Below are 26,272 nucleotides of genomic sequence, written 5' to 3'. Positions count from 1 at the left end.
TTTTGAAAAACTCGATTTACAACTAAAAATTATTTAAAATATCCAAGTTCAATCATTTTTTGATAAATTTTAGCTACAGTTGCCCCTGAAGTAATATTTCTCCCACCATGTTCCAAAAGAACGGTAACTACATATTTTGGCTTAGAATAAGGAGCATAAGAAGTAAGCCACGCATGAGATCTAGTATAATACTCAAATTGTTTTTCATCGACCCTATTTTTATCTGTCTGTGAAAATCCCACAACCTGAGCAGTTCCTGTTTTTGCTGCAACTTTCACATCAAGATTATGCAAATAACGATAAGAGGTTCCTCCTTGCTCATTAGCAACAGCATACATTGCATCTCTTATATAAGGCAATTGACTCTTTTCAAATAAAGTAAAAATTTCTTTTTTATTTTCATCCATTTGATTTTCTATAGTTGTATTATTATTTTCTATACTTTTTAAAAAATGAGGTATAACCTCTCCACCTTTTGCGATTTGAGCTGTATATCTAGCAATTTGCATAGGTGTTGCAAGAAAATTACCTTGACCTATAGCTGTATTTAAAGTATCACCTTGAAACCAAGATTGTCTATATCTTTGCATCTTCCATTCTTTGCTTGGTAAAGTCCCTACAAATTCACTAGGTAAATCTACCCCTGTTTTCGCTCCAAAACCAATGCGAGATAAAGTTTCACTTATTTGATCGATTCCAACTTGCAAACTGCCATTATAAAAATAAACATCACAACTATATTTTATCGCATGTTTTAAATCCACAGGTCCATGGCCCGATCGATTCCAACATCTAAAAAACCTGCCTCCAAGCTCAATGCTTCCATTGCAAACATATTGAGTCGTCGGGCTAATATTTTTAGAATTTAAAAAAGAAAGCCCTACTCCCATTTTTACAACAGAACCTGGAGGATAATATCCATTTATAAGTTTATTTGTAAAAGGATGATCAAGACTATTTGAAAGCTCGTCCCAATCCTTAAAAGAGATCCCTGTTACAAAAGGATTAAGATCATATTCAGGGAAACTCCCTGCAGCTAAAATAGATCCATCATTTACATTCATAATTATAGCAGCTCCAGCATTCCCTTCAAATAATGAAGTTAAATAAGACTGAAGCTCTATATCTATCGTAAGTTCTATATCATTAGACATAGCAGGAGTGTAAGAAAGCTGTTCTACTTCTTGATTTAAGGCATTAACCTTATAAACCCTAGTTCCTTTTTCTCCTTGTAAAATATCATTATAATAGCGTTCTATACCGCTTTTTCCCGTATAGTTAGAAAGTTTTGCTATTTCATTTTCTTGAACATCTTGCAAATTTGCCTTACCTACATACCCAATAATATGCGAAGCCAATTTTCCAAAAGGATATTTTCTTTTTACAACAGGATCTATTTTTATTGTTTTATTAAGATTTAACTCTGAATAATGCGGAATAATCTCATCGTAGGGTATAAAATCTACAACTTTAATAAAATCTTGATTATAGTAAGAATCATTTCTCTTATAAATTTCTGCTAATTTACTAGCATTTAAATCAGGAAATAAATTTGCAAGTTCAGATAGTTCTTTATCTAGAATTCCTTTATTTGACTTTTTAATACTTAAATAAGGTTTAATAGAAATACTAAAACCCAAATCATTAATAGCCAATAAAGTTCCATTTCTATCTGTAATTTGACCCCTAACAGGTGCTAAAAATTCAGTTTTTATGGCATTTTGTTTAGCAAGTTCTTCATAATATACATTTGATTTTATACTCAAATAATACACACGACTTAATAAAAATATAAAAAACAATAGTATAAATCCAACAACTAAACGCATTCTCATTTAAATTTTACCTTTAAAAAACACATAAGCTAAACAACATTCTATAAAAACTGAAACAATATACGCCCATCCTAAAATTTTAATTTTTTCATCTCCAATATAAGACAATATCATATCCAAAAACAAAATAATGCCGTAAGCACAAAGCACAAAAACAACAGGGATAAATTTACCAATTTTTAAATTTGTCTTAATCCAATCCGCACAAAGATAATAAAAAATAAAAAACGCCAGCCAAGATGAAAAAATAAAAAAATTATAAGTTATATCAGTAAAAAATAAAAAAAATAAAGAAAAATACCATCTAAAATCAAGCTTTGAAAAAGTCCTTTCTCTCTCTTCTAGCAAGCAAAACATATAACAGAAAAAAATCCCATAAAGTAACGGAGTATATACAAAAGTCGAACCAAGAATCTGATAAATTAGAAAAAAAAATCCTAAAAAGACATAAGATCCATTAAATTTTGCTTTATAAGCACTTAAATTTCTTCTCATTTATCAAGACCTAAAGTTTGATTGATAATAATATCTTCTAAAGAATCAAGGCCAATTTTATTCAAATTTGAAACTAAAATAGAATCTTTAAATTCATTTTTTAACTTAGCTTTTTCACTTTGATTTAATTTATCGCATTTGGTAAAAACTTTTAAAATTTTTTGATCAGGTCGTAAAAATCTTTTCAAATAGTCATTTAAATTTACATCGATCTCTAAATGAGTATGTCTTGAGTCGATTAAATGTATAAATAACTTTATCGAGGTTCTTAATTTTAAAAATTCATCTAAGTTTTGATTCCATATTGCTTTTAAATTTTTAGAAACCTTTGCATAACCAAACCCTGGTAAATCGATAAAATTGATATTAAATTTTTCTTCATTTCTTTTGCAAGTTACTTGGAAAAAATTTATAAGCTGAGTTTTTCCGGGAGTTGCCGAACTTTTGGCTAAATTTTTTTGTTTACACAAAGAATTGATTAAAGAACTTTTTCCGACATTGGAACGCCCCAAAAATGCTACTTCACTAAAATTTGAGCTCAATTTCTCATCAAATTTCACTAAAGAAGTGATAAATTTAGCACTAATTATCATTTGTCTTTAAGATCAAACACAAAACGAGCAGGTTTTTGATCCTTACTCTCCACTCGATAAATATTAGCTTTTCTATCGACTATTATTTTATCACCAAAAAGTTTTTGATTACTTCCAAGCTCATTTATATAAGCATGACCATTAATCTCGTAAGTATCTTTAATAACATTATAAATAAATTTATCTCCACTACCTTTATAAGTTTTACCCTTTAAAACAATCTTAAACGTAGCATTTTGCATTGCTTCATAACGAATAGGTTTGCGATTTTTATCCGTATAAATAATCAATTTTTCAGAATTTAAAATATCATCACCCCTAATTACTTCTACATTTCCACTAAGAATACTTTCACCCTTATTTTCATCTGAGTAAAAATTTAAAGCTTTTACTTCAATTTGAGTTGCCCAAGTTACACTTACACAAGCTAACAATAAAATTATTTGTCTTGCAACCACGCATTTACTCCTTGGATATTTAAAATTTTGTTTTTTGTATCATAGTTTAAAGTATTTCCATTAATAATACTTCCATTGATTAGAGCTTTAAAATTAGTATTTGTGTGTAAAATTTTATCCTTAGGTTGGTATTCTGCCTCTTGAGAAATAATTTTGACATTATTAGAACCTATATAAGTAACATTTCCTTCAAACAAAACCTTGCTCATATCTTTATTGAAAAACTCTAAACGATTCGCACTAAGATTAAAATCTAAATTTAAAGTAATAAAATCATTAAATTCATCTCTATCTGCATATCTCACCCAAGAATTTGCCTTATAATATGCCTTAATTGTACTAGCATTACTCTCATAAGCTTTCAAATTTTTAGCCTCAATATTTTTAAAATTTAAAGCATTAGTTTGCAAATTCAAAGAATACGGATCTTGCAAACTTAAAATCGTAAAAGTAATTGTAAAAAGAGCAATTAAAATTCCAAAAATTTTTATAGCCAAAGCTTATTCCATTCTTCTTCTAGATGATTTTTTTCTACTAAAATTTCTATCATCTGTGCTACAGCAGCCTTACCACCTTTTTTGCTAAGCACTATGTCTACATTTAAATCTTTATGACCATCTTTTGGCTTAAAACTAAGTCCTACACTTTCAAGCAAAGCCTTATCGTTAAAATAATCCCCAATAGCCGCACACTGAGAAAAATCTAAATTAAGTTTTTGTAAAATTTCTTTTGCACAAGCTAACTTATCCTTGATGCCTTGATATAAAATTTCTATTTTTAAATCTTTAGTTCTTTTTTCAACACAAGGACAATTTCTACCTGTAATAATAGCAATTTTTTTACCAAGCTTTAGCCAAGCCTCGATAGCCGCTCCATCTTTTACATCAAATTCTTTAATAAATTCTCCATTAGAAGTATAAATAATCTTCCCATCAGTTAAACAGCCATCTACATCCAAAAAAATCAATTCTGTCATAATTTCTACTCTCTTACAACAAATGCACCTGCAAATGCACCACTTGCAGCAAAATCCCTTGCTTCATCTTCACTTCTAAAGCCTGTTAAGAAAACGCGATTTAACCCATCCACTGAGCTTGTGCGTATAGTAGAGCTATAAGTTCTATAAGTTTTATATCTTGCTGCTATCGTTTGTGCTCCAGCTGGGTTTTTAAAGGCTCCAATTTGAACCATGAAATTTCCACCTTCATAAATTTGTCCATTATTTGCAATCTCTCCACTATTTCCATAGTTTACATTAGAATGTACAATATTATTACCCGAATTACTTGATCCAAACCCTATAACCTCAAGCCTTACTGGAGCTGTTCCTGAAGCAATCATATCAATTTGACTAGCAGCTCCTTTTGATAAATCTATAATACGATTATTCACAAAAGGACCTCTATCATTTACACGAACGGTAACTTGACGATTGTTATTTAGATTAGTTACTTTTAAGATGGTATTCATAGGTAAAGTTTTATGAGCCGCGGTTAAAGCATTTTGATTATAGGTTTCACCATTAGAGGTTTTCTTGCCGTGAAAGCCTGGCCCATACCAACTCGCAATACCATCAGCAGTTTCACCTACTGCTACAACAGTAGGATAATAAGTTTTACCATTGATAGTATAAGGCTTCATCGTTCCTTTAGTCCCTGAAGAACTAGGACTGCTTTTAAAATCATTTGAAGGATAATACACTTGAGCATTATCCAAGCTAGAAAAAAAACTAGTGCCTAAACAACCACTAAAAAATAAAGCCCCTAGACTAACGGCTGACAACTTTAGTGTAATTGTTTTTATTTGCATTTTTATTCTCCTTGATTGGTATAATTAATTTTTGATTAATACTAAGATGATTTTTTGCTATTTTATTAAATTCTCGAATTTCATCAACACTTATATTATAATTTCTTGCTATTTTATATAAAGAGTCACCAGACTTAACGGTATAAGTTCTTGTCATAGGTATAGTTGTATCAACCTTCGCAAGTTTTTCTGCTTTAAAATTTTTATCAAAAAATGCCACTTTATTAAGTGGTATATACATATAATACCCTTTACCAGGAGGCGTAAAATTATGTTTAAATTGTGGATTATATTTCTTAAAAGTTGCAAGATCCATATTTAAATTTTTAGCTATTTCTTTTAAAGATGCAGAAGAAGGCACATCAACTTTTGCGAATTCGTTGCTTAAAGCATAATTCATTAAAGACGCATCTTTATCTAGTAAAAAATCCCTATCATTGGCTAAAAAAGCAAGAGTTAAAATTTTTCTTATAAAATTTCTAGTTTCTAAAGAAAGATATTTCTTATCAGGGTTCAATAAAACACTTAAATCATCACTTCCTGCTTGCTTGATAGCTTGTCTTAGTTTACCATTTCCACAATTATAAGCTAAAAGCGCTAAATACCATTTGCCAAATTCTTCTTTTAACTCTTTTAAATAATTTGTAGCGGCATAAGTTGACTTGACCGGATCACGCCTTTCATCAACATAAGCATCGATTCTTAAACCCAAATTTCTAGCTGTTGGTTGCATAAATTGCCAAACCCCTACAGCCTTGGCATTAGAAACACTATGAGTTTTCAAGCCTGATTCAACCATAGCTAGATACAAAATCTCATCAGGAACTTCCTGCTGGGCTAAAATTTTTCTTATCATAGGAGTAACTTTTGAAAAATTTTGCATACTATCTATTAAAGTTTGAGCGTGTTTTGATTTTATATCTTGTTGAGTTTGCACAAAAATCAAATCACTAATAAAACTTGGATTAATATCCAAATTTCTTAAAACATTCATTTGTCTTTCATAAAATTCAGGAGTATTAATTTGTGCAAAAAGAAAATTAAAACATATTAAAAAACACAATAAAATTTTTTTCATCAATAACCTTTAAAAAATAATTTTTCAGAATTGTTAAAACAAATTTCTAAAAGCTCTTTTCTTGATAATTTCAATACTTCACACATTTTGTTTGCTACAAATTGAGTTAACAAAGGTTCATTTCTTTTACCGCGATAAGGCTCTGGAGTAAGATATGGAGCATCAGTTTCAAGTAGCAGTCTATCTTTTGGAATTTTAGGTAAAATTTCAACTAATTTCTTAGCATTTTTAAAAGTTAAAACTCCTCCAATACCAAAATAAAATCCATCTTCAAAAAGAGTTAGCAAATGTTCGCTTGCATTAAAGCAGTGTAAAACTCCTCCTACAAGATCCTTAGAATACCCATGTAAAATCTCATAAGTATCATGATTTGCTTCTCTTGAGTGAATGATAACAGGTTTTTTAAATTCAATAGCAAGTTCAAGCTGTGCGATAAAAATCTTTTTTTGATTTTCTTTTTCTTTTTGAATTTCTTCAGCAAGATCACTTTTAAAACGAAAATAATCAAGCCCACATTCACCTACAGCTACACACTTTTCATCGCATAAATACTGCCTTAAAATTTTCTCATCATAATTATCAATTTCATAAGGATGCACCCCTGCTGCAAAAAAAATATTTTTATATTTATGAGCAATTGTAGCTGCATAGGGCAAATCTTTTATATCAGCACCAGGTATGATGATTTTCTCTATACCATTTTTAAAAGCACGATTTAAAGTTTCATCTAAATCATCTTTAAATGCTTCACTGTCTAGATGGCAATGCGTATCAACAATCCTTAAACCATCTTGAAAATCAAGATTTAAGAACATACTTCAACTCTATCCTTGCCATTATCTTTTGCTTGAGACAATATTTTACTTGCTTTATCAACCAAAGAATCAATCTTATCTCCACTTTTTCCAAAAACCACGCCTATAGAAGCTGTAAAAAAGATTTCATCTAAATTAACCAAAACACCAGCCTTTTTTATATTTACTCGTATACGAGAAAAGATTTTAATCGCTCTTTCTTGGGATATATTTTTAAGTAAAATACAAATTTTTTCTGCACTATATCTACCTACAAGATCTCTTCCTTTAGTTTCATTAACTATTTCATTAGCGCAGATTTTAATTACTTCATCACCAACTTCACGGCCGTATTCATCGTTAATCATTTGAAGATTATCTATATCTAAGAAAGCAAAAGCAAATTCCTCGTCTTTTGTCGCTATTTCATTAAAATAATCATCTATTCCATCGATTAAGGCATTATAATTTTTAACCCCAGATACAGGATCTAAAACATTATAAGTGCTTAAAAATTTTTTATCATCCATATAAGATAAACAACGATCTAAGCGGCAATTAAAGCTTTCTTTGCTTAAAGGCTTGAACAAATACTCATTAACTCCATTTTTAAAAGAATTCGCTTCAAATGAATCATTATGATCCCCCAAAAGAATCACACCTAATTCATCATCACTAAAACGCTCTCTTACTTGAGTTAAAAGCTCAAAACCACTAATTACTGGCATATTGACATCTGCTATAATAAGCTTAACATCATTATTATCATTTAAATAACTCATTGCTTCTTCACCATGAGCTGCAGCTAAAACATTAAATTGTCTTTGAGTAAGTATTTTTTTAATTTCATTACGTTCAGGTAGCTTGCTCATAGCTAAAATCACTTTAGTTTTTGCATATTGATTAAGTTTTATAATAGAACTAATAATCTCATCAATGCAAGTTTCACTTTCTTTAAAAATATAATCTAATATATCTTTATCCATAAATTTTTCTTTAGTAGCCTTATCACCACTAGCCGTAAGAACAATAGCAGGAATTTTCTTTTCTATAACATAATCCACAACTTCACCATTTGGGGCATCTGGCAAACATAAATCCACAAAAGCTAAAAAATAATTATTGTTCATTAACTCCTTAGCTTCAGCAAAACCAAAAGCAATATCTACCTCATAATCTAAAGTCATTTGAATTTTTTTAGCTAAAAGTTTGCCGAGCATTTTATTATCATCAATAATTAAAATTTTCTTATTCATAGTGCGTAAAATACCTTTATATCTAAAATTTTTAATATATTTATTTCAAAAGAAAGGAAATTTTATAGTTATATATTTTAACATAGTAAAATAAAAAATCCGCTTAATTCTTAAACAAGGTCTTAGCAAATTCGATTGCTTCATCACTAACAAGCTCTCCACTTACCATCCTAGCAAGCTCTTTAATTCTTTCTTTTTGATCAAGCTTTTTTACCTTACTTTCTTCGCCATTTTTTTCAACTAAAAAATGATTATGTGCCTTAGAGGAAAGTTGGGGTAAATGAGAAATAGCAAAAATTTGATAAAACTTAGAAAGCTCCTCTAAAACCTTAGCTATACTCATAGCCTCTTTTCCACTTAAATTTGCATCGATTTCATCTAAAAATAATATCCCTTTACCTGCATTTAAAATTTTACATTCTGTGGCTATAAAAGCAAGTCTTAAGCGATTTAATTCACCCGAACTTAAATTTTTTAAATGAGCTAAATTAATATCTAGCATTATCTCATCTTTGCCTAAAATTGAAATTTTCCCACTTTCTTTAAGCGTCAAACTTGCATCTTTCATATAAAGTTCTTTAAGATAATTATTTAAACATTTTTCTAATTTTTTAAGGTTTTTCTTTCTTGTTTGAGTTAAAATTTGTGCTTTTTCTTCTAATTTTTGTTTTGATTCTTGAAATTTTTTTTCAAGTTCTTTTTTTTCAAAACTTAAATTTTCATAATGTTCTAGTTCATGTTTTTTTTGTTTTAAAACTTCTAAAGCATTTTCTATGCTTTCATAACGCTTGATGAGATAGGATAAATTTTCAATGCGATCTAAAAGTGTCTCCACATCAAAATCCAAATCTTCCATTTTTTGATTTTCACAAATCACACGCAATTCATTTAAACATTCACTAAAAAAACTCGCATCAACTTCGCTTAAATTTAAAGCTTCAATAACAACTTTTTCAAGTTCAAAAATACGCTCTGCCTTACTCCAAGCTTCTTCTAATTTATCTTTTTTAGAAAGCTTCTTTTTAAGTATTAAAAGCTCTTCATACTCGCCTATTTTAGGATTAATGCTTGAAATTTTTTCAATTTGTACTCTAGCTAATTCTTTTAATTCTTCTACTTTTTTTTCTTCTTCTAAAATTGCATTAAGCTCATTAGAAATTTGACTATAAGCATTAAAATCTTTTTTAAAATCTTCTAAAAAGGAAACAAAATTTGTATTTTCTTGCATTTCCAAGGCATCTAAGAGATTTAAAAATTTTTCATTTCCAAATTCGTTATTTTCCTTTGCGCTTAAATACTTAATAAAAGTTTTACTTAAATTTTGCAAACTTTTTTTCGCTATGCTTTGATTGTTAATAAAATATTTTGTGTTTTTTTCTTTTAAAAGCTTAAAAACATTCTCCTCTTCGCTTTCTATGCCAAAACTTTCTAAATCTAATTTATCATCTAGTTCTATTTCGACAATTTTAGCCTCACTTTCACTCAAAGAAAATGCGGATAAAATTCCTTTAAACAAGACCGATTTTCCAGCTCCACTTAACCCTGTAAAAACAGTAAGTCCTTTAGAAATTTCAAGCTCAGCCTTTTTAAAACCAAGATTTTCTTTCATAAAAATTCTATTTATCATCAATTTCCCCAGTGTAATTTTTCTTTTAAAATTTGAAAATAATCTCTATTTTTTGGGTGAATTAAAGCCACATTTTTATCACTTAAACCCACTTTTATACTTTTAAAATTATTCATTTTATAATTTTCTTGCCCATCAATACAAAGTATGCAATCCTTTGCCATAATCTCTATTTCAAAACCTTTTGGTAAGACAATAGGGCGTTGTGTTAAAGAATGAGAACAAACAGGAGTTAAGATAAAAGCTTGAGCTAAAGTATAAACTATGGGCCCATTTGCACTTAAATTATAAGCTGTTGAACCCGCAGGAGTTGCAACAATAAGCCCATCTCCAAAATATTCATTAAATTTCTTTTCTTTTCTAAAAACTTCTATATGAGCCATAGAAGCTTGATTATTTTTACTAATAACCACATCATTAAAAGCCAATTTTTCTAAAATTTTTCCTTGCCTATCTTCTAAAAAAACACTTAACAAATAAGGCTTTTCTATTCTAAATTCTCCTTGAAAAAAAGCTTGAAAAAAATTTTCAGCTTCATCAACTTTAAAATCTGTTAAAAAACCTAAATGTCCAGCATGAATTCCTAAAACTGCTTTATCGTATTCACAAGCTTTACGGCATAAAGAAATCAAAGTCCCATCTCCACCTAAAGAAATAACAAAATCAGATATTTTAAACAAATCATCCAATCCATACTTTGGCAAATCTAAAATTTCAGAACTTTCTTTAAATAATACAAGTTCAACTTTATATATAGATAAAATCGATTGAAGTTTTAAAATTTCCTTATCTAAACTCACATTGGGTCGTGTAACAAGTCCAATTTTTTTAATATTTTTATGATCTATTTTATTTTGCATAAAAAATTATATCAAATCTTAGCAAAGCAAAAGAATAAAAATACTATAATTTTGCTCATTATCTTAAAAAATCTTTTTCAAGGAATAAATTTGCGAAGTCATTATAATACAGACTTGGGAATTTCCCATGTTGGTCAAAGCGTTAAACTTTGCGGTTGGGTAAATAGCTACCGCGATCATGGTGGAGTTATTTTTATAGATTTAAGAGATAGAAGTGGTATTATCCAACTTGTTTGCGATCCAAATGATAGTAAAGAAGCTCATGAAATCGCTTCCAATGCAAGAAATGAATTTGTACTTATTGCAGAAGGTACTATTCGTCCACGTGGTGAAGGACTTGTAAATCCTAAATTAAAAACAGGAGAAATCGAAGTAGTTGTTTCTAAACTTACCATAGAAAATGAAAGTGCCGTACCTCCTTTTGCTATCGCTGATGAAAGTGTAAATGAAGAATTACGTTTAAAATATCGCTTTTTAGATTTAAGAAATCCTAAACTTTATGAAAATTTTGCCCTGCGTTCTAAAGCTTGTATAGCAGCTAGAAATTCTTTGGCAAATATGGGATTTTTAGAAGTTGAAACCCCTATTCTTACCAAAGCTACTCCTGAAGGTGCAAGAGATTATCTCGTACCTTCTCGTGTGCATCAGGGTGAATTTTACGCTCTTCCACAAAGCCCTCAGCTTTTCAAACAACTTTTAATGTGTAGCGGTTTTGATCGTTATTTTCAAATCGCAAAATGTTTTAGAGATGAAGATTTAAGAGCTGATCGCCAACCTGAATTCACACAAATTGATGTTGAAATGAGTTTTTGCGAACAAAAAGATGTGATCAATGTAGCCGAAACTTTTTTAAAAGATATTTTCAAAGCTTGCGGTAAAGAAATTCAAACCCCTTTTAGACAAATGCAATACAAAGACGCTATGGAGAATTATGGCTCTGATAAGCCGGATTTAAGATTTGATCTTAAATTTATTGATGTTATTGATATTTTCGCTAAGTCAAATAATGAAATTTTTGCAAATATCGCCAAAGATACAAAGAAAAATCGCATCAAAGCCATACGCGTTCCAAAAGGCGATACTATTTTTTCAAAAAGACAAATGCAAAGATTTGAAGAATTTGTGCGTAAATTTGGCGCTCAGGGCTTAGCTTTCATACAAGTTAAAGAAGATGGACTTAAAGGTCCACTTTGCAAATTCTTTAGCGAAGAAGATTTAAATGAACTCAGCAAACGCTGTGAGCTTGAAATAGGAGATGTGGTATTTTTCGGCGCAGGAACTAAAAAAACCGTGCTTGATTATATGGGAAGATTTAGAATTTTCTTAGCCAACGAGTTAAATCTTATAGATCCAAATGCCTTAGAATTCTTATGGGTTGTTGATTTTCCTATGTTTGAGCAAAATGATGACGGAAGTTATTCTGCGATGCACCATCCTTTTACTATGCCAAAAAATATCAATGAGACTGATTTAGAAGAAATTTCATCTATCGCTTATGATGTAGTACTAAACGGCGTTGAGCTAGGTGGAGGTAGTATAAGAATCCATAAAAACGATATTCAGCAAAAAGTATTTAAACTTTTAAATATCAATGAAGAACAACAAAAAGAAAAATTTGGTTTCTTACTTGATGCTTTAAGTTTTGGTGCTCCACCACATGGAGGTATCGCTATAGGACTTGATAGACTCATCATGCTAGTTACAGGAGCAAACAGCATAAGAGAGGTTATAGCCTTTCCAAAAACCCAAAGAGCGCAATGCTTAATGACAGATGCACCATCACCTGCTAACAATGAAGCAATGAGAGAATTAGGAATCAAATTAAGGGAGAATATAAAATGAAAGAATTGTTTTTAATCATAGGTGCACCAGGTAGTGGAAAAACTACCGATGCTAGTTTAATCGCACAAGCAGATGCGACAAATATCACACACTATTCAACAGGCGATCTTTTAAGAGCTGAAGTAGCAAGTGGGAGTGAGCTTGGAAAAACTATAGATAGTTTTATATCCAAAGGCAATCTTGTTCCTTTAGATGTTGTTGTAAATACTATAGTTTGCGCACTAAAAGCTGCTCCAACTAAAACTATCATCATCGATGGCTATCCAAGAAGCGTAGAACAAATGATGGAATTTGACAAGGTTTTAAGTGAGCAAAATGAAATTTGTCTTAAAGGCGTCATAGAAGTAAGAGTAAGCGAAGAAGTTGCCAAAGAAAGAGTTCTAGGCAGAAATCGTGGTGCAGATGATAATGAAGAAGTGTTTTACAATAGAATGAAAGTTTATACAGAACCTTTAAATGAAATTTTAGATTTTTATCAAAAGAAAAAACTTCATTTTATTATCGATGGAGAGCGCACTATCGAACCTATCGTTGCAGATATGAAAGAACTGATTAAAAAAATTCAAAGTATATAAGGAGAAAAAATGGATTTAAGCAAAATCAAAATCGGAGATATTCCAAATAAAATCAATGCCGTAATCGAAATTCCATACGGCTCAAACATAAAATATGAAATCGATAAAGATAGTGGTGCTATCATGGTAGACCGCGTTATGGCTAGCGCGATGTTTTACCCAGCAAACTATGGTTTTATTGCCAATACTTTGGCTGATGATGGCGATCCTGTGGATATTTTAGTACTTAATGAATATCCTATCCAAGCTGGAGCTGTGATTCCTTGTCGCTTAATCGGTGTTTTAATCATGGAAGATGAAAGCGGAATGGATGAAAAACTTCTTGCGGTTCCAAATTCAAAAATAGATGCAAGATACGATAATATAAAAACTTACACAGATTTACCACAAGCAACTTTAAATAAAATCAAAAATTTCTTTGAAACTTATAAAATTTTAGAGCCAAACAAATGGGTTAAAGTACAAGATTTCAAAGATGAAAAAGCTGCAATTGAAATTTTAGAAAAAGCAATCAAAAACTACAAATAATCCTAGCCCTTCAAAGGGCTAAACTCAAGGAAAACTCACAATGAAAAATATCGTTTTAGGTGGTGGTTGTTTTTGGTGTATTGAAGCTGTATTTGAACGCCTAAAAGGTGTAATTGATACTGAAGTTGGATATAGCGGAGGAAATCCAAATCCTAGCTATGAAAGCGTGTGTAATGGTGATGGTAACATAGAAGTTGTCAAAATAAATTACGATGAAAAACAAATCTCTCTTCTTGAAATCTTAACGCTCTTTTTTAAAATTCATGATCCAACAAGTATAGATAAACAAGGTGGAGATATTGGTATGCAATATCGCTCAATAATCTTTTACGAAAATGAAGAAGATAAAATTTTAGCTCAAAATTTTATCGAAGAACAGCAAAAAATATTTAGCAAAAAAATAGTTACTAAAATTTCAAGATTGCAAACTTACTACAAAGCTGAAAACTATCATCAACATTATTTTATAAATAATCCCAATCAAGGATATTGTCAAGCTGTAATAGCTCCAAAACTGCAAAAAATACAATCAGACTAATTTCATCTTTTTAAGGTTAAAAAAATTTCAACTTTATTCACAGCCTTTTCACGCTGTGATTTTCTTTTCAAAGTGCTTAAAAATAGAACTTTAAGCTTTAAAATAAAGAAAAAATTATTTATTGTTTTTTAAGTTTTTTTATGAATTTGTATTTAAATGTGAATAATTTTATTAATTAACATAATTTCCTAAGTTTAGCTATAAAAAATCCATCATAGTTTAAGCTTGGTAAAATCCGTCTGCATTTTGAAATTTCAGCAAATTCTTCACTTTGCCCTGCTTTAGCCTCAACATTTTCCAAATCAATATCTAAAAGCTCTAATTTAAACTCGCTTTTTAAAGCATTCTCTATCACTTCTTCATTTTCTTCCTTGGTAAAGGTGCAAGTACTATATACAAGCTCTCCACCTATTTTTAATGCCTTTAAAGCAGAATGTAGAAGTTTTTTTTGAGTTTTTGCAATATTTTTGATTTCTTTATAACTTTTTTCCAAATCAAAACCTATTTTAGCAAAAGTTGAACAAGGTGCATCAAGTAAAATTTTATCAAATTTTAAAGGACATAAATTGCCTATATTTTTACCATCTTTCATAAAAACTTTAGCATTCACGCCGTAATTTTTAAGATTTTTTTGCAAAATAAAAAATCTATCCCTGCTCATCTCATTGCAAGCTAAATAACCTGTATTTTGCATAAAATTTGCAAGATTGATACTTTTGCCACCCGGAGCTGCACACATATCAAGAACACTTTGCCCTGCTTTGACCTCTAAATTTAAAGCACACAAATAAGAAGAATAATTTTGTATATAAAAGTGCGCCTCATTAAAAGCTTTCATAGAGCTTAAGATGGCTTTATCTTTAGCCTCAAACAAATAACAATAAGCGTTGATCTTTTTAAATTTTAAATTTTGTTTTAAAAATTCTTTTTCTAATTCTTCAATGCTAATTTTTAAAGTATTTGCAAATACACAAACATTTTTTTCTTGAGTAAAAGAAGATAAAATATTTTGCATTTCATCTTTGGTATAAAGTTTTTCTATTCTAGAGAGCAAAATAATCCTTTATCATGATAAAAGCGGATAAAGAGTCTAATTTACCATCTTTTTTGCGTGTATTGGCTACACCGTATCCTAAAGCTTCTTTACTTGTTCCACTTTCATCTACAAAGCAAATTTCTTTATCAAATTCAAGCAAAGAAACAAAATGCTTAATGCGTCTTGTCATTTCTTCTTCACTTGACCCACCCTTAGGAATACCTACAATGAGTAAAGAAATTTCATGTATTTTAAGTAAATTTTTGATTTCATTAGCGGCTTGATTGCGATTTTTTCTTAAAACTGCATCTAAAGGCAAAGCGATCTTTTTATCTATGCAAAGCGCTACACCTATGCGTTTTAAACCTACATCTAAAGCCAAAGCTCTCATACTAAAACCCTTATAAAAAGCCCTTCTATGGAAATTTTTCCCTCAAGTTCGTATTCATAAACTTTTTGTCCATACAATTTTAAAGCCTCATCAACACTCACACCTTTTTTACAAAACTCTAAAAACTCATCTTGATTTGTATCTATACTTGCAAACTCACTTACAAATTCTTTAAAATCACAGATTAACTTTGCTTTATTTTCCTTTAAAAGCAAATTAGTCCCTGTGCTTTCTCCTAGTCTTTGCGGTAAAACATATAAAGGTTTATTAAGCTCTAAAGCAAGCCTTGTACTTTGCATAGAACCACTTTTTATATCTGCTTGTGCAACCACAACAGCTTTACTTAAAGCAATAACCAAACGGTTTCTTAGTAAAAAGTCATAATTTTTTGGCAAATAATCATCTTCGTATTCGCTTAAAGCTAAAGCGTTTTCATAAATTTGTTTAATGATTTTTTCATTAGTTCTTGGATAAATTTGATCTAAACCATTAGCAAAAATACCTATAGTATTTGGCATAGCCGCCACACTTGCAGTGATATCCACACCCAAAGCACCGCCACTTACCACACAAAGATGAGCATTTTTAAGCATACTCGCTAAAGAAAAAACACAATTTTTCGTATAAACACTCATACGCCTTGAACCTATAATAGCGATTTTGTCTTGTTTTAATAAAGATAAATTTCCTTTATAGTGTAATTTTTTAGGAGGCTTTTTTAAATCTTTAAAAAGTTTCAAAAATTCATCAGGCAAAATTTCACTTGCCATAAATTTCACTCAAATACACAAGATCAACGCCTTTTAACAAATCCTTACTTTGCTCTAAGGCTTTAAAAGTATTTTTCCTAGGATGTCCTATGGCTATAACAAAACCTTTTTTTTGTGCAAGTTTTACAGCGCTTTCGAGTTGTTTTTTAACATAATTAACATCATCTTCATTATCCAAAAACACATCTCTTTGTATATAAGGCATACTGAGTTCTTTAGCGATTTTATTTGCCTTAGAATTTCCTATAGTTTTAGAATCTACAAAAAATATATTTTGATTTTTTAAAGCCTCGTAAAGCTTTCTCATAGCTTCTTCATTGCTTGTAAATAAACTTCCTGTGTGATTATTGATATATCTTAAATCCTTAAAATCTTTTTTAATTTGCTTGATTTTTTTAAAAATTCTTTCTTTGCTATCATTTGGATTTAAAGTATCAAGCTCGGGTTTATTGTAATTAATTGCTGCTAAAGGTAAATGCACCATATAAAAATCAAATTTTAAAGCAAGTTTTGGCGTTTCACTATGGTTTTTATCTGGCGGAAAAAAAGAAGGATTTAACTTTAAATTTAAAGCTTTTAAACCTCTAACCTGACTTGCATTTGCCATATCATCGATAATAATAGCAAGTTTTGGTTTTTTAGAAATTTTATTTAAATGAATATCTTCATCAAAAGTTAAATTTTGATCTTGGGTTAAATTTGTATCTTTTGGAATAAAATTTTGTTCTAAACTCTGATTTTGCTCTAAACTTAAATTCTGCTCCACACTGCTTAAATTTTGCTCATTTAAACTTGTATTTAAATCATCGATTTCTTGAATTTTTTGCTCTAAAATACTTACAGATTTATTATTATCAAACTCATTCTCTTGAAAAATACCAATTTCATAATGATCTTTATTTGATGACATTAAATCTTCTTGTTTATCAATAAAATAATCCGGCTTAACAGAAGAAACATCTTGGGAATTTTGATATTTTACTAAAATTCCCAAAGCTAAAGCTATACAAAGTAAAAAAAGTATAGCTATGATTAAATAACGCTGAATTTGAACTAATTTTTTCTTTGACAATGTTTAGTTCTTATCTTTATCTACTAATTTTTTAGCACTGATCCAAGGCATCATAGCACGCAAATTGCGTCCTGTTTTTTCTATCAAAGAATCATTCATATTTTTGCGTTCTGCATGCATTCTAGCAAAACCTGCACGGCGTTCTAAGATAAAATCTTTTGCAAAAACACCATTTTGTATATCTTTTAAAACACCTTTCATCGCTTTTTTAGTCTCTTCAGTGATAATCTTTGGCCCTGTAATATAATCGCCATATTCTGCAGTATTTGAGATAGAATAACGCATATCTGCAATACCACCTTGATAAATCAAATCCACAATGAGTTTCATTTCATGCAAACACTCAAAATAAGCCATTTCAGGTTCATAACCTGCTTCAACCAAAGTCTCAAAACCTGCTTGAATCAAAGCACTAAGCCCACCACAAAGCACGGCTTGTTCACCAAAAAGATCTGTTTCTGTTTCGGCTTTAAAGGTTGTTTCTATAATACCTGTGCGTCCGCCCCCAATCGCACTTGCATAACTTAAGGCTAAATTTTTAGCATTTTTACTTTCATCTTGATGGATAGCTATTAAACAAGGGGTTCCACCTCCTAAAGTAAATTCATTTCTTACTGTATGTCCTGGTGCTTTAGGTGCTATCATGATAACATCTACACCTTTTGGAACAACAATTTGACCATAGTGGATATTAAAACCGTGTGCAAAAGCTATAGCCTTACCTTCACTTAAATTTGGTTTTATTTCGACATTAAAAATATCTGCTTGAATTTCATCAGGAGCTAAAATCATAATCACATCTGCTGTTTTAGAAGCCTCACTTACACTCATTACTTCAAAACCAGCATTTTTTGCTTTAACAGCACTTGCACTACCTTCACGAAGTCCGATAATTACATTTACGCCATTATCTCTTAAATTCATCGCATGAGCGTGCCCTTGAGAGCCAAAGCCTATAATTGCTACTTTTTTTGATTTGATTAAATTTAAATCACAATCTTTATCATAATATACTGTAATAGCCATATTCACTCCTTAAAAATTCAAAAATTAAAGGTATTATTATAGCAATTAAAGTATAAATTTCATATTTTTTTTATAAACTTTATGTAAGAATTTTACAAAAAATCATAAAGTATCAAAAGTGAAAGAATTTTTAAACAGTCTTAGTTATGGCATTAGCTCTCATGAAGTAAGCAATGAATTTAAACAAATTTTAAGAGAGCTTTTAGCTAATCATATCATCAAAGAACACAAAAACAAATACTATCTTAATAATGGTTTTGCATTTGGAGTACTTGATATTTCAAGCAAAGGCACAGGTTTTTTACAATGCTTTGATGAAAGTTTTAAAAAAGATCTTTTGATAGAAAACAAAAACCTAAAAGGTGCTAACTATAAAGATATAGTCGCGGTAAAACTTCTACCTTTAAAGAAAAAACGCCCCAGTGCAAAGGTGATTTTAGTTCTAAAAAGAGCCAATGAAACCTCTTTAGTGATCACCAAAAGGTATGGCCAAGCCGTGCTTGGAATGAATATCAAAACAGGATTAAGCACTGCCTTAAAAGCTTCTCAAAAATCCTTAAAAGCACTACCTTTAGGGACAATTTTAAAAATAGAAAATGAAAATAACAATATCATAGAAGTTTTAGGACATATCGATGATGAAAGTATAGATGAAAAAATCTCCTTAGCTCTTTTTAATAAAAATAGCGAATTTAGCGACGCTTGTATCAAAGAAGCTCTAGCAAACGGTGATAGCGTTGATGCGAGCATGTATGAAAATCGCATGGATTTAAGAGCCTTGCCTTTTTGCACTATAGATCCTATACATGCAAAAGATTTTGATGATGCGATTTATTTTAACACTCAAAAACGAGAAATTTATGTAGCTATTGCTGATGTTAGCGAATATGTTTATGCTTATAGTGCTATAGATAAAGAAGCAAGAAATCGTGGATTTTCTATTTATTTTCCGCACATTGCTATACCTATGTTACCTCGTCCTTTAAGTGAAAATATCTGTTCTTTAAAACCTCATTTAGATCGCTTAGCGTATTGTTTTAAAATCACGCTCAATCATGAAAATAAAGTCATCAAAGAAGAACTTTTTGAAGGCATTATCAACTCAAAACGCCGTTTTAATTACGATGAAGTTGATGAAATTTTGGTACAAAAACCTGATTTAAAAGAACTTTCATGGCTTTATGAGCTTTTTGAAATCACAAAAAATTTACGCAAAATGCGTCTTAAAAATGCCTTTGAATTTCGCACCGAAGAATTAAGAATGAATTTAGATGAAAATTTAAGTCTAAAAAGCACAGTTTTTGAAAAAGACACGCCTTCGCATAATTTGATCGAAGATTGTATGCTTTTAGCCAATAAAGCGGCAGCAAAACTCATAGATATAGGTATTTTTAGAAATCACTTAAGTGCTGATACAAGAAAAATCGATAAACTTTTAAATGAATTACGCGAACTCGGAATCGATGTAAATTTTAAGCCCAATCTTCCTGAACTCATACGAGACATACAAGCTTTAGCCGATGAGTTAAATTTAAGAGCAGAAGTAGATAAACTCATCATCAAAGCACAAAAAAAAGCAGAATATTCTAGTGTAAATGCGGGACATTTTGGCTTAGGTTTTGATAAATACTCACATTTTACAAGCCCTATAAGAAGGTATTCTGATCTTATTTTACACAGACTTTTAAAAGCCAAACAAAAAAACGATGAAAAACTTTTTAATTATCTACTTTTAAACATAGAAAGCACTTGCGAGAGTCTTAGTACGCTTGAAAGAGAGGCGGATAAGGTTGCTTTTGATTTTATGGATAGAAAATTTGCTAGATGGGCAGCCAAAAATATAGACAAAAAATTTAAAGCTTTAGTTGTGCAAAATGATGGAGTTTGCATAGCCAAACTAGATGATGAAATCAAAGGAGCGGATATAATCCTTTATGATACGCGTGTAAATTTGCTAGAAAGTGTTGAAGTGCAAATCATGGAAGCGGATATAGTTATGGCAAAAATTTATGCTAAAATCACCCAAAGACTCATAAAGGAAGAAAATGTATAGAAAAGAGCTTCAAACCCTACTTTCTAAAGATTCAATACCTAATTTTTTCTTTCTTTATGGAGCAGATAATTTTCAAAGCGAACTTTATGCTGAATTTATAAAAGAAAAATATAAGCCCGATGAAACTTTAAAACTTTTTTTTGAAGAATACAACTTCACTCGTGCGAGTGATTTTTTAAGCGCAGGATCGCTTTTTAGCGAAAAAAAATTACTAGAAATCAAAACTTCTAAAAAAATTCCAACAAAAGATCTTAAAATTTTAGTCGAACTTTGCAAAAACAATGCGGACAATTTCTTTCTTTTAGAATTTTATGATGAAAACTCAAAGCAAAGTGACATAGAAAAAATTTTCTCTCCTCATTTTGTAAGATTTTTTAAAGCTAACGGAGCTAAAGAAGGCGTGGAGCTTTTAAGCATAAAAGCAAAACAACTAGGGGTTGAAATCACTCAAAATGCTTTATTTACTCTTTTTACAAGTTTTGATGAAAACTTGTATCTTGCTGCAAGCGAACTTAATAAATTTAGCGGTTTAAGAGTAGATGAAAAAACCATAGAACAATACTGCTATAGTTTAAATACAGGAAGTTTTGAAAGCTTTTTTGATAAAATTTTAAAAAAACAAGACTTTAAAAGCGAACTTGAAAAAATTTTAGATAATTTTAATGAAATTGCTTTAATCAACTCTTTATATAATTCTTTTTATCGTTTATTTAAAATCGCACTTTATGTTAAAGTCAATGGTAAAATTGATTTTAAAGAGCTTTTAGGCTACACTCCACCCCCTCAAGTGGGACAAAATTTAAGCTCTCAAGCCTTTAGTTTAAAAATCGAACAATATAAAGAAATTTTCACTCTTTTACTTAAAAGCGAATACGAGCTTAAAATCAATTCTAAGCTCGTAAAAAAAGAATTTTTGATTTCAAATTTGCTTAAACTTGCAAGGATTTTAAAAAGCTAGATTCATATGCTTGGTAAAAATAAATATTACTTATCTTTCATCTTGAAAACTTACAAATTCATCAAAACTACTAAGGAATTTATCATTTATATTAAAGTTCTTGTTTATAAAAAATGGTAAAGATTGAAGAGTTATTTTTTTATCATCCTTAGTGGTTATTATTTTTCCTTTTAAAGTCTCTAAGAATTCTTCCTTCCAAGCATCTTTTGCTATTGCTAAATGCTCCCCTTTTGTTTCTATAAAACATTGTATACTTAAAAAATTATCATCATCTTTATTTTTCTTACCAAAGAAAATAAAATCAGGTTCAAATCCCATAGCATAAGTTGCTTCATCTTTTCTATTATCGTAAATTTTAAATTCTTCAAAGCCTTCATTTCTTATAACAAACCATTTAGAAAACACTTTATTGATTTCATCTTTTTTCACTTCTATAAAATTTAAAAATTCTTTTTCTAAATTACTATCAAAACAAAAAGTTTTGTGATAAAGCCACTCAAAATTCATTTCCTTAAAATTCTCTTTATTTTTAAATACTACCTTATTACCTATATTAAATTCATGAGTTATAAACTCACTTACTTCGTATTCTTGTTTTATGTTTTGCTTGAGCGATTTAAAATTTTCTAAAATATATTTGGCTATTTCAAGATTATTTATTTGATTAAATTCTTGTCGTTTTGAAAAACAAACAACTATGTTTTTTAAACAATTTTCTATAAAATCTTTTTTACTTTTAAAAGTAAAATTTTCATTGATTTTATTAAAATCAAGTCCTAATATATTCATAGCTTTTAAAAAATATATATTATCTATATGATTAAGAGCAGATGGTTTTTGAAGATCATATTCTTCTTTGATTTCTTCAAATTTCTCCTCACTTTCTTTTATAGAATTTGAAAAATAAGGAATTTGCAAACCTTTTATTTTTTGCTCCATCTCAATTCTTGTAATGTAAAAATTTTTCAAATCACGCTTTTTGATTCTTTTATTATTGGCATAATAAATTTTATTATTTTCAACGATCTCTTTTATTTTTTCATTGACTATTAAATCTATGCGTGTTTTTTCCTCTTCAAATAACAATCCTTCTTTATTCATGCTTTCATTGAGTTGCTTGATAAACTCAACATCGTTTCTAGTATGATAAGTTAATCTTTCTAAAGTATTTAACTCATTTTCAAGATCGCTATCATACTTTCTTTTAAATTTAAGTTCATCATCAAAATCAAATAAATTGCCTTTAAAAGGATAATATCTAGCACCTCTTCCTATAAGTTGTGCTTCCTTTGTGGTTATTGTTTTGCTTGCCTTTTTATTTCCAAGCCTAACTATATCAAAAAGATTTAAAACATCCCAACCTTCATTAAGTTTATCAACACAAAAAATAACTCTTATTTGATTATCTTTTTCTTCTAAGCTATTAAGTAAAATTTGATTTTTTTCTAGCTCTTTATCATCATTTGTGTTTAACATATAAAGCGTTTTAAAATTATTTTTCAAAAAATTTACAATAGTTTTTGCATAAGTATTTTGATATTCTTTTTTAAAAAACTCTAAGCTTTTATTTAAAAGATCGCTTTCTTTGTTTATATTTTTATAAAAATCTTCTATATGCAAGCTTTCTAAATTATCTATAAAATCTATAAATTTTTCTTGATTTTGCATAGATTCTTTTATAGATTCACTCTTAAATAAAACAACAGGCTTTAATACGATATTATATTTTTGAGCCAACAACTCTCTATAAAGACTACAAAGTACTGCTCCTAAAAATCTATGTTCTAAACTATCATTATCATACTTAACTAAAAATATACGCTTAGAATATCCCTCTTTGCAAAATTCCCTTAAGGTGTATTCGTAAATAATTTTATCTTGATATTTCTCCAAAACATTAAATTCTTGCGGAATAGTAGCACTGAATTCAAACAATAAATTTTCATTATTGCTTTCATAAGCTCTTTTTATAATAGCTTCCCAACCTTCTTTAAGCTCATTTTCGTTTTTGCTTTTAGTATCACTATTTAAATGATGAGCTTCATCAGCTAAAAATACAAGCTTTTTATCTTTTAAATCTTCAAAGCTTAAAGAATTTTCCCTTTCATTTTTAAAAAGAGAAAATAAAGCTTGTATAGTTGTAAAATATATATTAATGCATTCATTTTTGCTTTCAAAAAAATTATTTATAATATTAATTTCTATATTTTTAGAGTCTATATTTATATTTTCTTTAAAAAGATATTTGCTAGAATATTTATTTGCAAAATTTGCTTTAGTTTTTTCTAAAATAGAAGTAGAATTTACAAAAAATATAAAATTTCTATATCCTTTGTTATAACAATCTAGTATTAAAGCCGCCATTATAAGTGTTTTTCCACTTCCTGTTGCCATATTAAACATTAAATGTCTTTGTTTTATGCTATCAGAATTTGCATAATAATACTTTAGAGCTTTTTCTTGATAAATTCTTAATTCTTTTGATAAATTCTCTTTTACGTAAAAAGGAATTTCTATTTGCTCTATACCTCTTTTTCCAAATTCTTCTTGTAAAAGCTCGTGTAGTTTTTTATTAAACATTTTCATCACCATAAAATATTTTATTAAGCTTTATTATTTCTTTAGACAAGGCATAATCTTCATCTTTTATATCACCATATAAAACATAATCCATATTAGAATCTAAAACAAGTTTTAAAATTTCTTTTTTGCTTTCTAAGTCTAAATTTTCAAATTCTTTATCTTTTAAAATTTCATTTATATCTACTCTATAATCTAAAAAAGCTTTAGTTTTTAACTCTTGATAAATATTATCTAGTTCTTTTTCATCATTTAAATTTTGTATTTTTTCTTTATAAATTGCATTAAGTGGCATAAGCTCAGCATAAACAAAATTTCCACCACCTTGCCAATTTATTGCTTTGCTGATACCACCTTGCTCACCTTCTATGACTTTTTTGAGTCTTTCTTTTGTGATAGTTTCTATATAATCCATTTGTTCTATGCCTATCCATTTGCGTTTCATTTTATGAGCAACGGCTAGAGTAGTGCCACTTCCCGCAAAAAAATCCATTACTATGTCGTTTTCATTTGTAGAAATTTCTATAATTCTTTGAAGTAAAGCTTCGGGTTTTTTTGCATTGCTAAATTGAGTATCCCCTTCTTTTGTTAAATTTGTCATTGCGAAAGCAAAATCCCATAAAGTTCCAGCTAATTCTTTTTTAAAAATTTGCTTATCTTTAATTTCTACAACATCTTTTAGCCATGCGAATAAATTTAATTTTTCTCCATTATAAAATTGCTCATATACAACACCTTTATTTCTTCCACTTTTTGGGGTATATTCTATAGATATAAGATAAGGACTTAAATTTAATTCTTTTAATTTTTCAAGAACTCTCACTCTAATTGAACTTTGTGGCATCGTGGTTCTAAAAATTTTATTTACATAATGATAAAAAATTTCTTTCTCATTCATTTTAAAATCTTTTATCATTTGTCCTATGGATTTTATATCATAATTAATTCTTTCAAAAATTTTAATTTCATTGCCATCACCATCAAGTGTTGTAGCTATTAACTTTTTTTCACCGCCATTGAGTAGAGCCGAAGTATATTTCCAACTAATATTATTTTCTTTACAAAAACTTATATGAGAATACAATTCTCTAGAATCATATACAGATTTAAATTGTTCTAATTTTTCATAACTTTTACCATAAATTAAAATATACTCTATATTTTTCTTAAATCTTTTATCTTCTCCTCCTCCACTTGCTCCTGCAATATTTTTTAATTTAACAGCTATACTATTTACAAAATTATCTCTTCCAAAAATCTCATCCATAAGTACTTTTAAATATGCTTGTTCATTATCATCACATTGCACAAAAATCACACCATCATCTCTTAAAAATTCCCTAGCAATTTCAAGGCGATTTTTCATAAAAGTAAGCCAAGTAGAGTGTTTAAATTTGTCATTATAACCAAAACTATCATTACCTGTATTATAAGGTGGATCAATGTAGATTAATTTTATTTTATTTGCATAAAGCTTTTTTAAAGAATGTAGCACTAGTAAATTATTGCCTCTTATGAGCAAATTTGGATTATTTTTTAAATATTCTTGTAAATTTTTTATTTCACCTATTAGTTCAAAATTCTGCAAAGCTTTTTTATCAAATAACACATCTATTTCATCATGAGCTAGTATTTCATTGAAAAATATCTCTTGTGTTTTTTGCTCATCTTTACTTTGTCCGCCTTTTATAACACCATCTTTAAAAGCAAAATTTAATACTACTTCGTTATTTATTTTTAAAAGAGATTTTGTTTTATTTGCAAGTCCTATTTTGTTAGCATAGCTTGTAAAGCTACCACTTAAATTTTTAAGATCTAAAAATGTTAAAAATTCATTTATTTTAAAAATCAAAACTTTTTTATTAAAAATAAAAAATCTATTTTTAAATTCTTCTTTATATTTACTTTCTTCTAAAAGATAATTAAACAATCTTTCATCATAATTTTGTGCTAAATTTCTAACTTGTCCTAAAGTTTCAAAATGTTCTTCTAAATCTTGCAATAATTTATCTTTTAACATATTTTAATCCTTGTAAAATTAAAAATTTTATTTTATTATAATACTAAAAATTATATAAAATCAAACAAAAAACAATGT

At 29.0% G+C, this 26,272-nt stretch carries 25 protein-coding genes; 6 read left to right on the top strand and 19 right to left on the bottom strand.

Translation table 11 applies throughout. The features are described 5' to 3' along the window. Positions 1-29: 29 nt before the first annotated feature. The 12 genes from mrdA to AJ936_RS04080 form a co-directional block, all read right to left on the bottom strand. Positions 30-1,835, bottom strand: a complete 1,806-nt coding sequence (mrdA, locus tag AJ936_RS04135; protein WP_070274112.1) for a penicillin-binding protein 2 — start codon at positions 1,833-1,835, stop codon at positions 30-32. Further along, positions 1,836-2,330, bottom strand: coding sequence for a hypothetical protein (locus tag AJ936_RS04130; RefSeq protein ID WP_070274111.1), 495 nt, complete (start codon positions 2,328-2,330; stop codon positions 1,836-1,838). Further along, a complete protein-coding gene (yihA, locus tag AJ936_RS04125; RefSeq protein ID WP_004305491.1) occupies positions 2,327-2,923 on the bottom strand; it encodes a ribosome biogenesis GTP-binding protein YihA/YsxC in 597 nt (198 codons plus the stop codon). The genes AJ936_RS04130 and yihA overlap by 4 nt, the downstream gene beginning before the upstream one ends. Continuing rightward, the gene (locus AJ936_RS04120) at positions 2,920-3,381 is read right to left on the bottom strand and encodes an LptA/OstA family protein (protein WP_002871339.1); all 462 of its coding nucleotides are present in this window, start codon (positions 3,379-3,381) and stop codon (positions 2,920-2,922) included. The genes yihA and AJ936_RS04120 overlap by 4 nt, the downstream gene beginning before the upstream one ends. Continuing rightward, a complete protein-coding gene (locus AJ936_RS04115) occupies positions 3,363-3,878 on the bottom strand; it encodes a hypothetical protein (RefSeq protein WP_044780546.1) in 516 nt (171 codons plus the stop codon). Before AJ936_RS04115 ends, AJ936_RS04120 begins: the two co-directional genes overlap by 19 nt. After that, positions 3,869-4,357, bottom strand: a complete 489-nt coding sequence (locus AJ936_RS04110) for an HAD-IIIA family hydrolase (RefSeq protein WP_044780548.1) — start codon at positions 4,355-4,357, stop codon at positions 3,869-3,871. Before AJ936_RS04110 ends, AJ936_RS04115 begins: the two co-directional genes overlap by 10 nt. Positions 4,358-4,362: 5 nt before the next feature. Further along, positions 4,363-5,190 (bottom strand): septal ring lytic transglycosylase RlpA family protein, encoded by an 828-nt coding sequence (locus AJ936_RS04105; RefSeq protein WP_002852227.1) that lies wholly within the window; start codon positions 5,188-5,190, stop codon positions 4,363-4,365. Continuing rightward, the gene (locus AJ936_RS04100; protein ID WP_004305487.1) at positions 5,150-6,268 is read right to left on the bottom strand and encodes a lytic transglycosylase domain-containing protein; all 1,119 of its coding nucleotides are present in this window, start codon (positions 6,266-6,268) and stop codon (positions 5,150-5,152) included. Before AJ936_RS04100 ends, AJ936_RS04105 begins: the two co-directional genes overlap by 41 nt. Further along, a complete protein-coding gene (locus tag AJ936_RS04095; RefSeq protein WP_002861342.1) occupies positions 6,268-7,083 on the bottom strand; it encodes a TatD family hydrolase in 816 nt (271 codons plus the stop codon). Before AJ936_RS04095 ends, AJ936_RS04100 begins: the two co-directional genes overlap by 1 nt. Next, a complete protein-coding gene (cbrR, locus tag AJ936_RS04090; protein WP_044780550.1) occupies positions 7,074-8,318 on the bottom strand; it encodes a bile resistance response regulator CbrR in 1,245 nt (414 codons plus the stop codon). Before cbrR ends, AJ936_RS04095 begins: the two co-directional genes overlap by 10 nt. A 103-nt stretch (positions 8,319-8,421) precedes the next feature. Next, entirely contained in the window at positions 8,422-9,945 is a 1,524-nt protein-coding gene (locus tag AJ936_RS04085; RefSeq protein ID WP_002861340.1) for an AAA family ATPase, read from the bottom strand. Next, entirely contained in the window at positions 9,945-10,805 is an 861-nt protein-coding gene (locus tag AJ936_RS04080) for an NAD(+) kinase (protein ID WP_052858975.1), read from the bottom strand. Before AJ936_RS04080 ends, AJ936_RS04085 begins: the two co-directional genes overlap by 1 nt. Before the next feature lie 90 nt (positions 10,806-10,895). On the opposite strand from AJ936_RS04080, the gene aspS reads away from it, so the two are divergent. From aspS to msrA, 4 genes are read left to right on the top strand one after another with little or no spacing between them, the layout of a single operon-like run. Further along, positions 10,896-12,647: an aspartate--tRNA ligase gene (gene aspS / locus AJ936_RS04075; protein WP_070240550.1), complete on the top strand. Its 1,752-nt coding sequence runs from the start codon at positions 10,896-10,898 to the stop codon at positions 12,645-12,647. Further along, on the top strand, positions 12,644-13,222 hold the full coding sequence (locus AJ936_RS04070) for an adenylate kinase (RefSeq protein ID WP_002855137.1): 579 nt from the start codon (positions 12,644-12,646) through the stop codon (positions 13,220-13,222). Before aspS ends, AJ936_RS04070 begins: the two co-directional genes overlap by 4 nt. Positions 13,223-13,231: 9 nt before the next feature. Continuing rightward, the gene (gene ppa / locus AJ936_RS04065) at positions 13,232-13,750 is read left to right on the top strand and encodes an inorganic diphosphatase (RefSeq protein WP_002871349.1); all 519 of its coding nucleotides are present in this window, start codon (positions 13,232-13,234) and stop codon (positions 13,748-13,750) included. A gap of 40 nt (positions 13,751-13,790) precedes the next feature. After that, a complete protein-coding gene (msrA, locus tag AJ936_RS04060) occupies positions 13,791-14,288 on the top strand; it encodes a peptide-methionine (S)-S-oxide reductase MsrA (protein WP_070274110.1) in 498 nt (165 codons plus the stop codon). A gap of 175 nt (positions 14,289-14,463) precedes the next feature. Here the strand turns inward: msrA and AJ936_RS04055 are convergent, their stop codons facing one another. From AJ936_RS04055 to ilvC, 5 genes are read right to left on the bottom strand one after another with little or no spacing between them, the layout of a single operon-like run. Continuing rightward, on the bottom strand, positions 14,464-15,303 hold the full coding sequence (locus tag AJ936_RS04055; RefSeq protein WP_079861682.1) for an RsmB/NOP family class I SAM-dependent RNA methyltransferase: 840 nt from the start codon (positions 15,301-15,303) through the stop codon (positions 14,464-14,466). A 28-nt stretch (positions 15,304-15,331) separates the two neighbouring features. Beyond that, positions 15,332-15,715 (bottom strand): Holliday junction resolvase RuvX, encoded by a 384-nt coding sequence (ruvX, locus tag AJ936_RS04050; RefSeq protein ID WP_002852281.1) that lies wholly within the window; start codon positions 15,713-15,715, stop codon positions 15,332-15,334. Beyond that, positions 15,712-16,485 (bottom strand): DNA-processing protein DprA, encoded by a 774-nt coding sequence (locus tag AJ936_RS04045; RefSeq protein ID WP_070274108.1) that lies wholly within the window; start codon positions 16,483-16,485, stop codon positions 15,712-15,714. Before AJ936_RS04045 ends, ruvX begins: the two co-directional genes overlap by 4 nt. Then, a complete protein-coding gene (locus AJ936_RS04040) occupies positions 16,475-17,557 on the bottom strand; it encodes a divergent polysaccharide deacetylase family protein (RefSeq protein WP_070274107.1) in 1,083 nt (360 codons plus the stop codon). The genes AJ936_RS04045 and AJ936_RS04040 overlap by 11 nt, the downstream gene beginning before the upstream one ends. A gap of 3 nt (positions 17,558-17,560) precedes the next feature. Further along, entirely contained in the window at positions 17,561-18,583 is a 1,023-nt protein-coding gene (ilvC, locus tag AJ936_RS04035; protein WP_070274106.1) for a ketol-acid reductoisomerase, read from the bottom strand. A gap of 118 nt (positions 18,584-18,701) precedes the next feature. Between ilvC and AJ936_RS04030 the strand changes: the two genes are divergently transcribed. Then, positions 18,702-20,636 carry a ribonuclease R family protein gene (locus tag AJ936_RS04030; RefSeq protein ID WP_070274105.1) on the top strand — a complete coding sequence of 645 codons (1,935 nt, stop codon included), beginning with the start codon at positions 18,702-18,704 and terminating at the stop codon, positions 20,634-20,636. Next, the gene (gene holA / locus AJ936_RS04025; protein ID WP_070274104.1) at positions 20,629-21,594 is read left to right on the top strand and encodes a DNA polymerase III subunit delta; all 966 of its coding nucleotides are present in this window, start codon (positions 20,629-20,631) and stop codon (positions 21,592-21,594) included. Before AJ936_RS04030 ends, holA begins: the two co-directional genes overlap by 8 nt. 30 nt (positions 21,595-21,624) lie before the next feature. Here the strand turns inward: holA and AJ936_RS04020 are convergent, their stop codons facing one another. Together AJ936_RS04020 and AJ936_RS04015 are read right to left on the bottom strand one after the other, a co-directional pair. Beyond that, positions 21,625-24,174 (bottom strand): DEAD/DEAH box helicase family protein, encoded by a 2,550-nt coding sequence (locus AJ936_RS04020; protein ID WP_070274103.1) that lies wholly within the window; start codon positions 24,172-24,174, stop codon positions 21,625-21,627. Continuing rightward, positions 24,167-26,194 (bottom strand): site-specific DNA-methyltransferase, encoded by a 2,028-nt coding sequence (locus tag AJ936_RS04015; protein ID WP_070274102.1) that lies wholly within the window; start codon positions 26,192-26,194, stop codon positions 24,167-24,169. The genes AJ936_RS04020 and AJ936_RS04015 overlap by 8 nt, the downstream gene beginning before the upstream one ends. Between the last annotated feature and the right edge of the window lie 78 nt (positions 26,195-26,272).

It is taken from the genome of Campylobacter sp. BCW_6877, from assembly GCF_001762445.1.
Lineage (GTDB): Bacteria > Campylobacterota > Campylobacteria > Campylobacterales > Campylobacteraceae > Campylobacter_D > Campylobacter_D jejuni.
The sequence above is the reverse complement of the archived record's forward strand: the minus strand, read 5'-3'. Positions and strand labels throughout refer to the sequence as shown.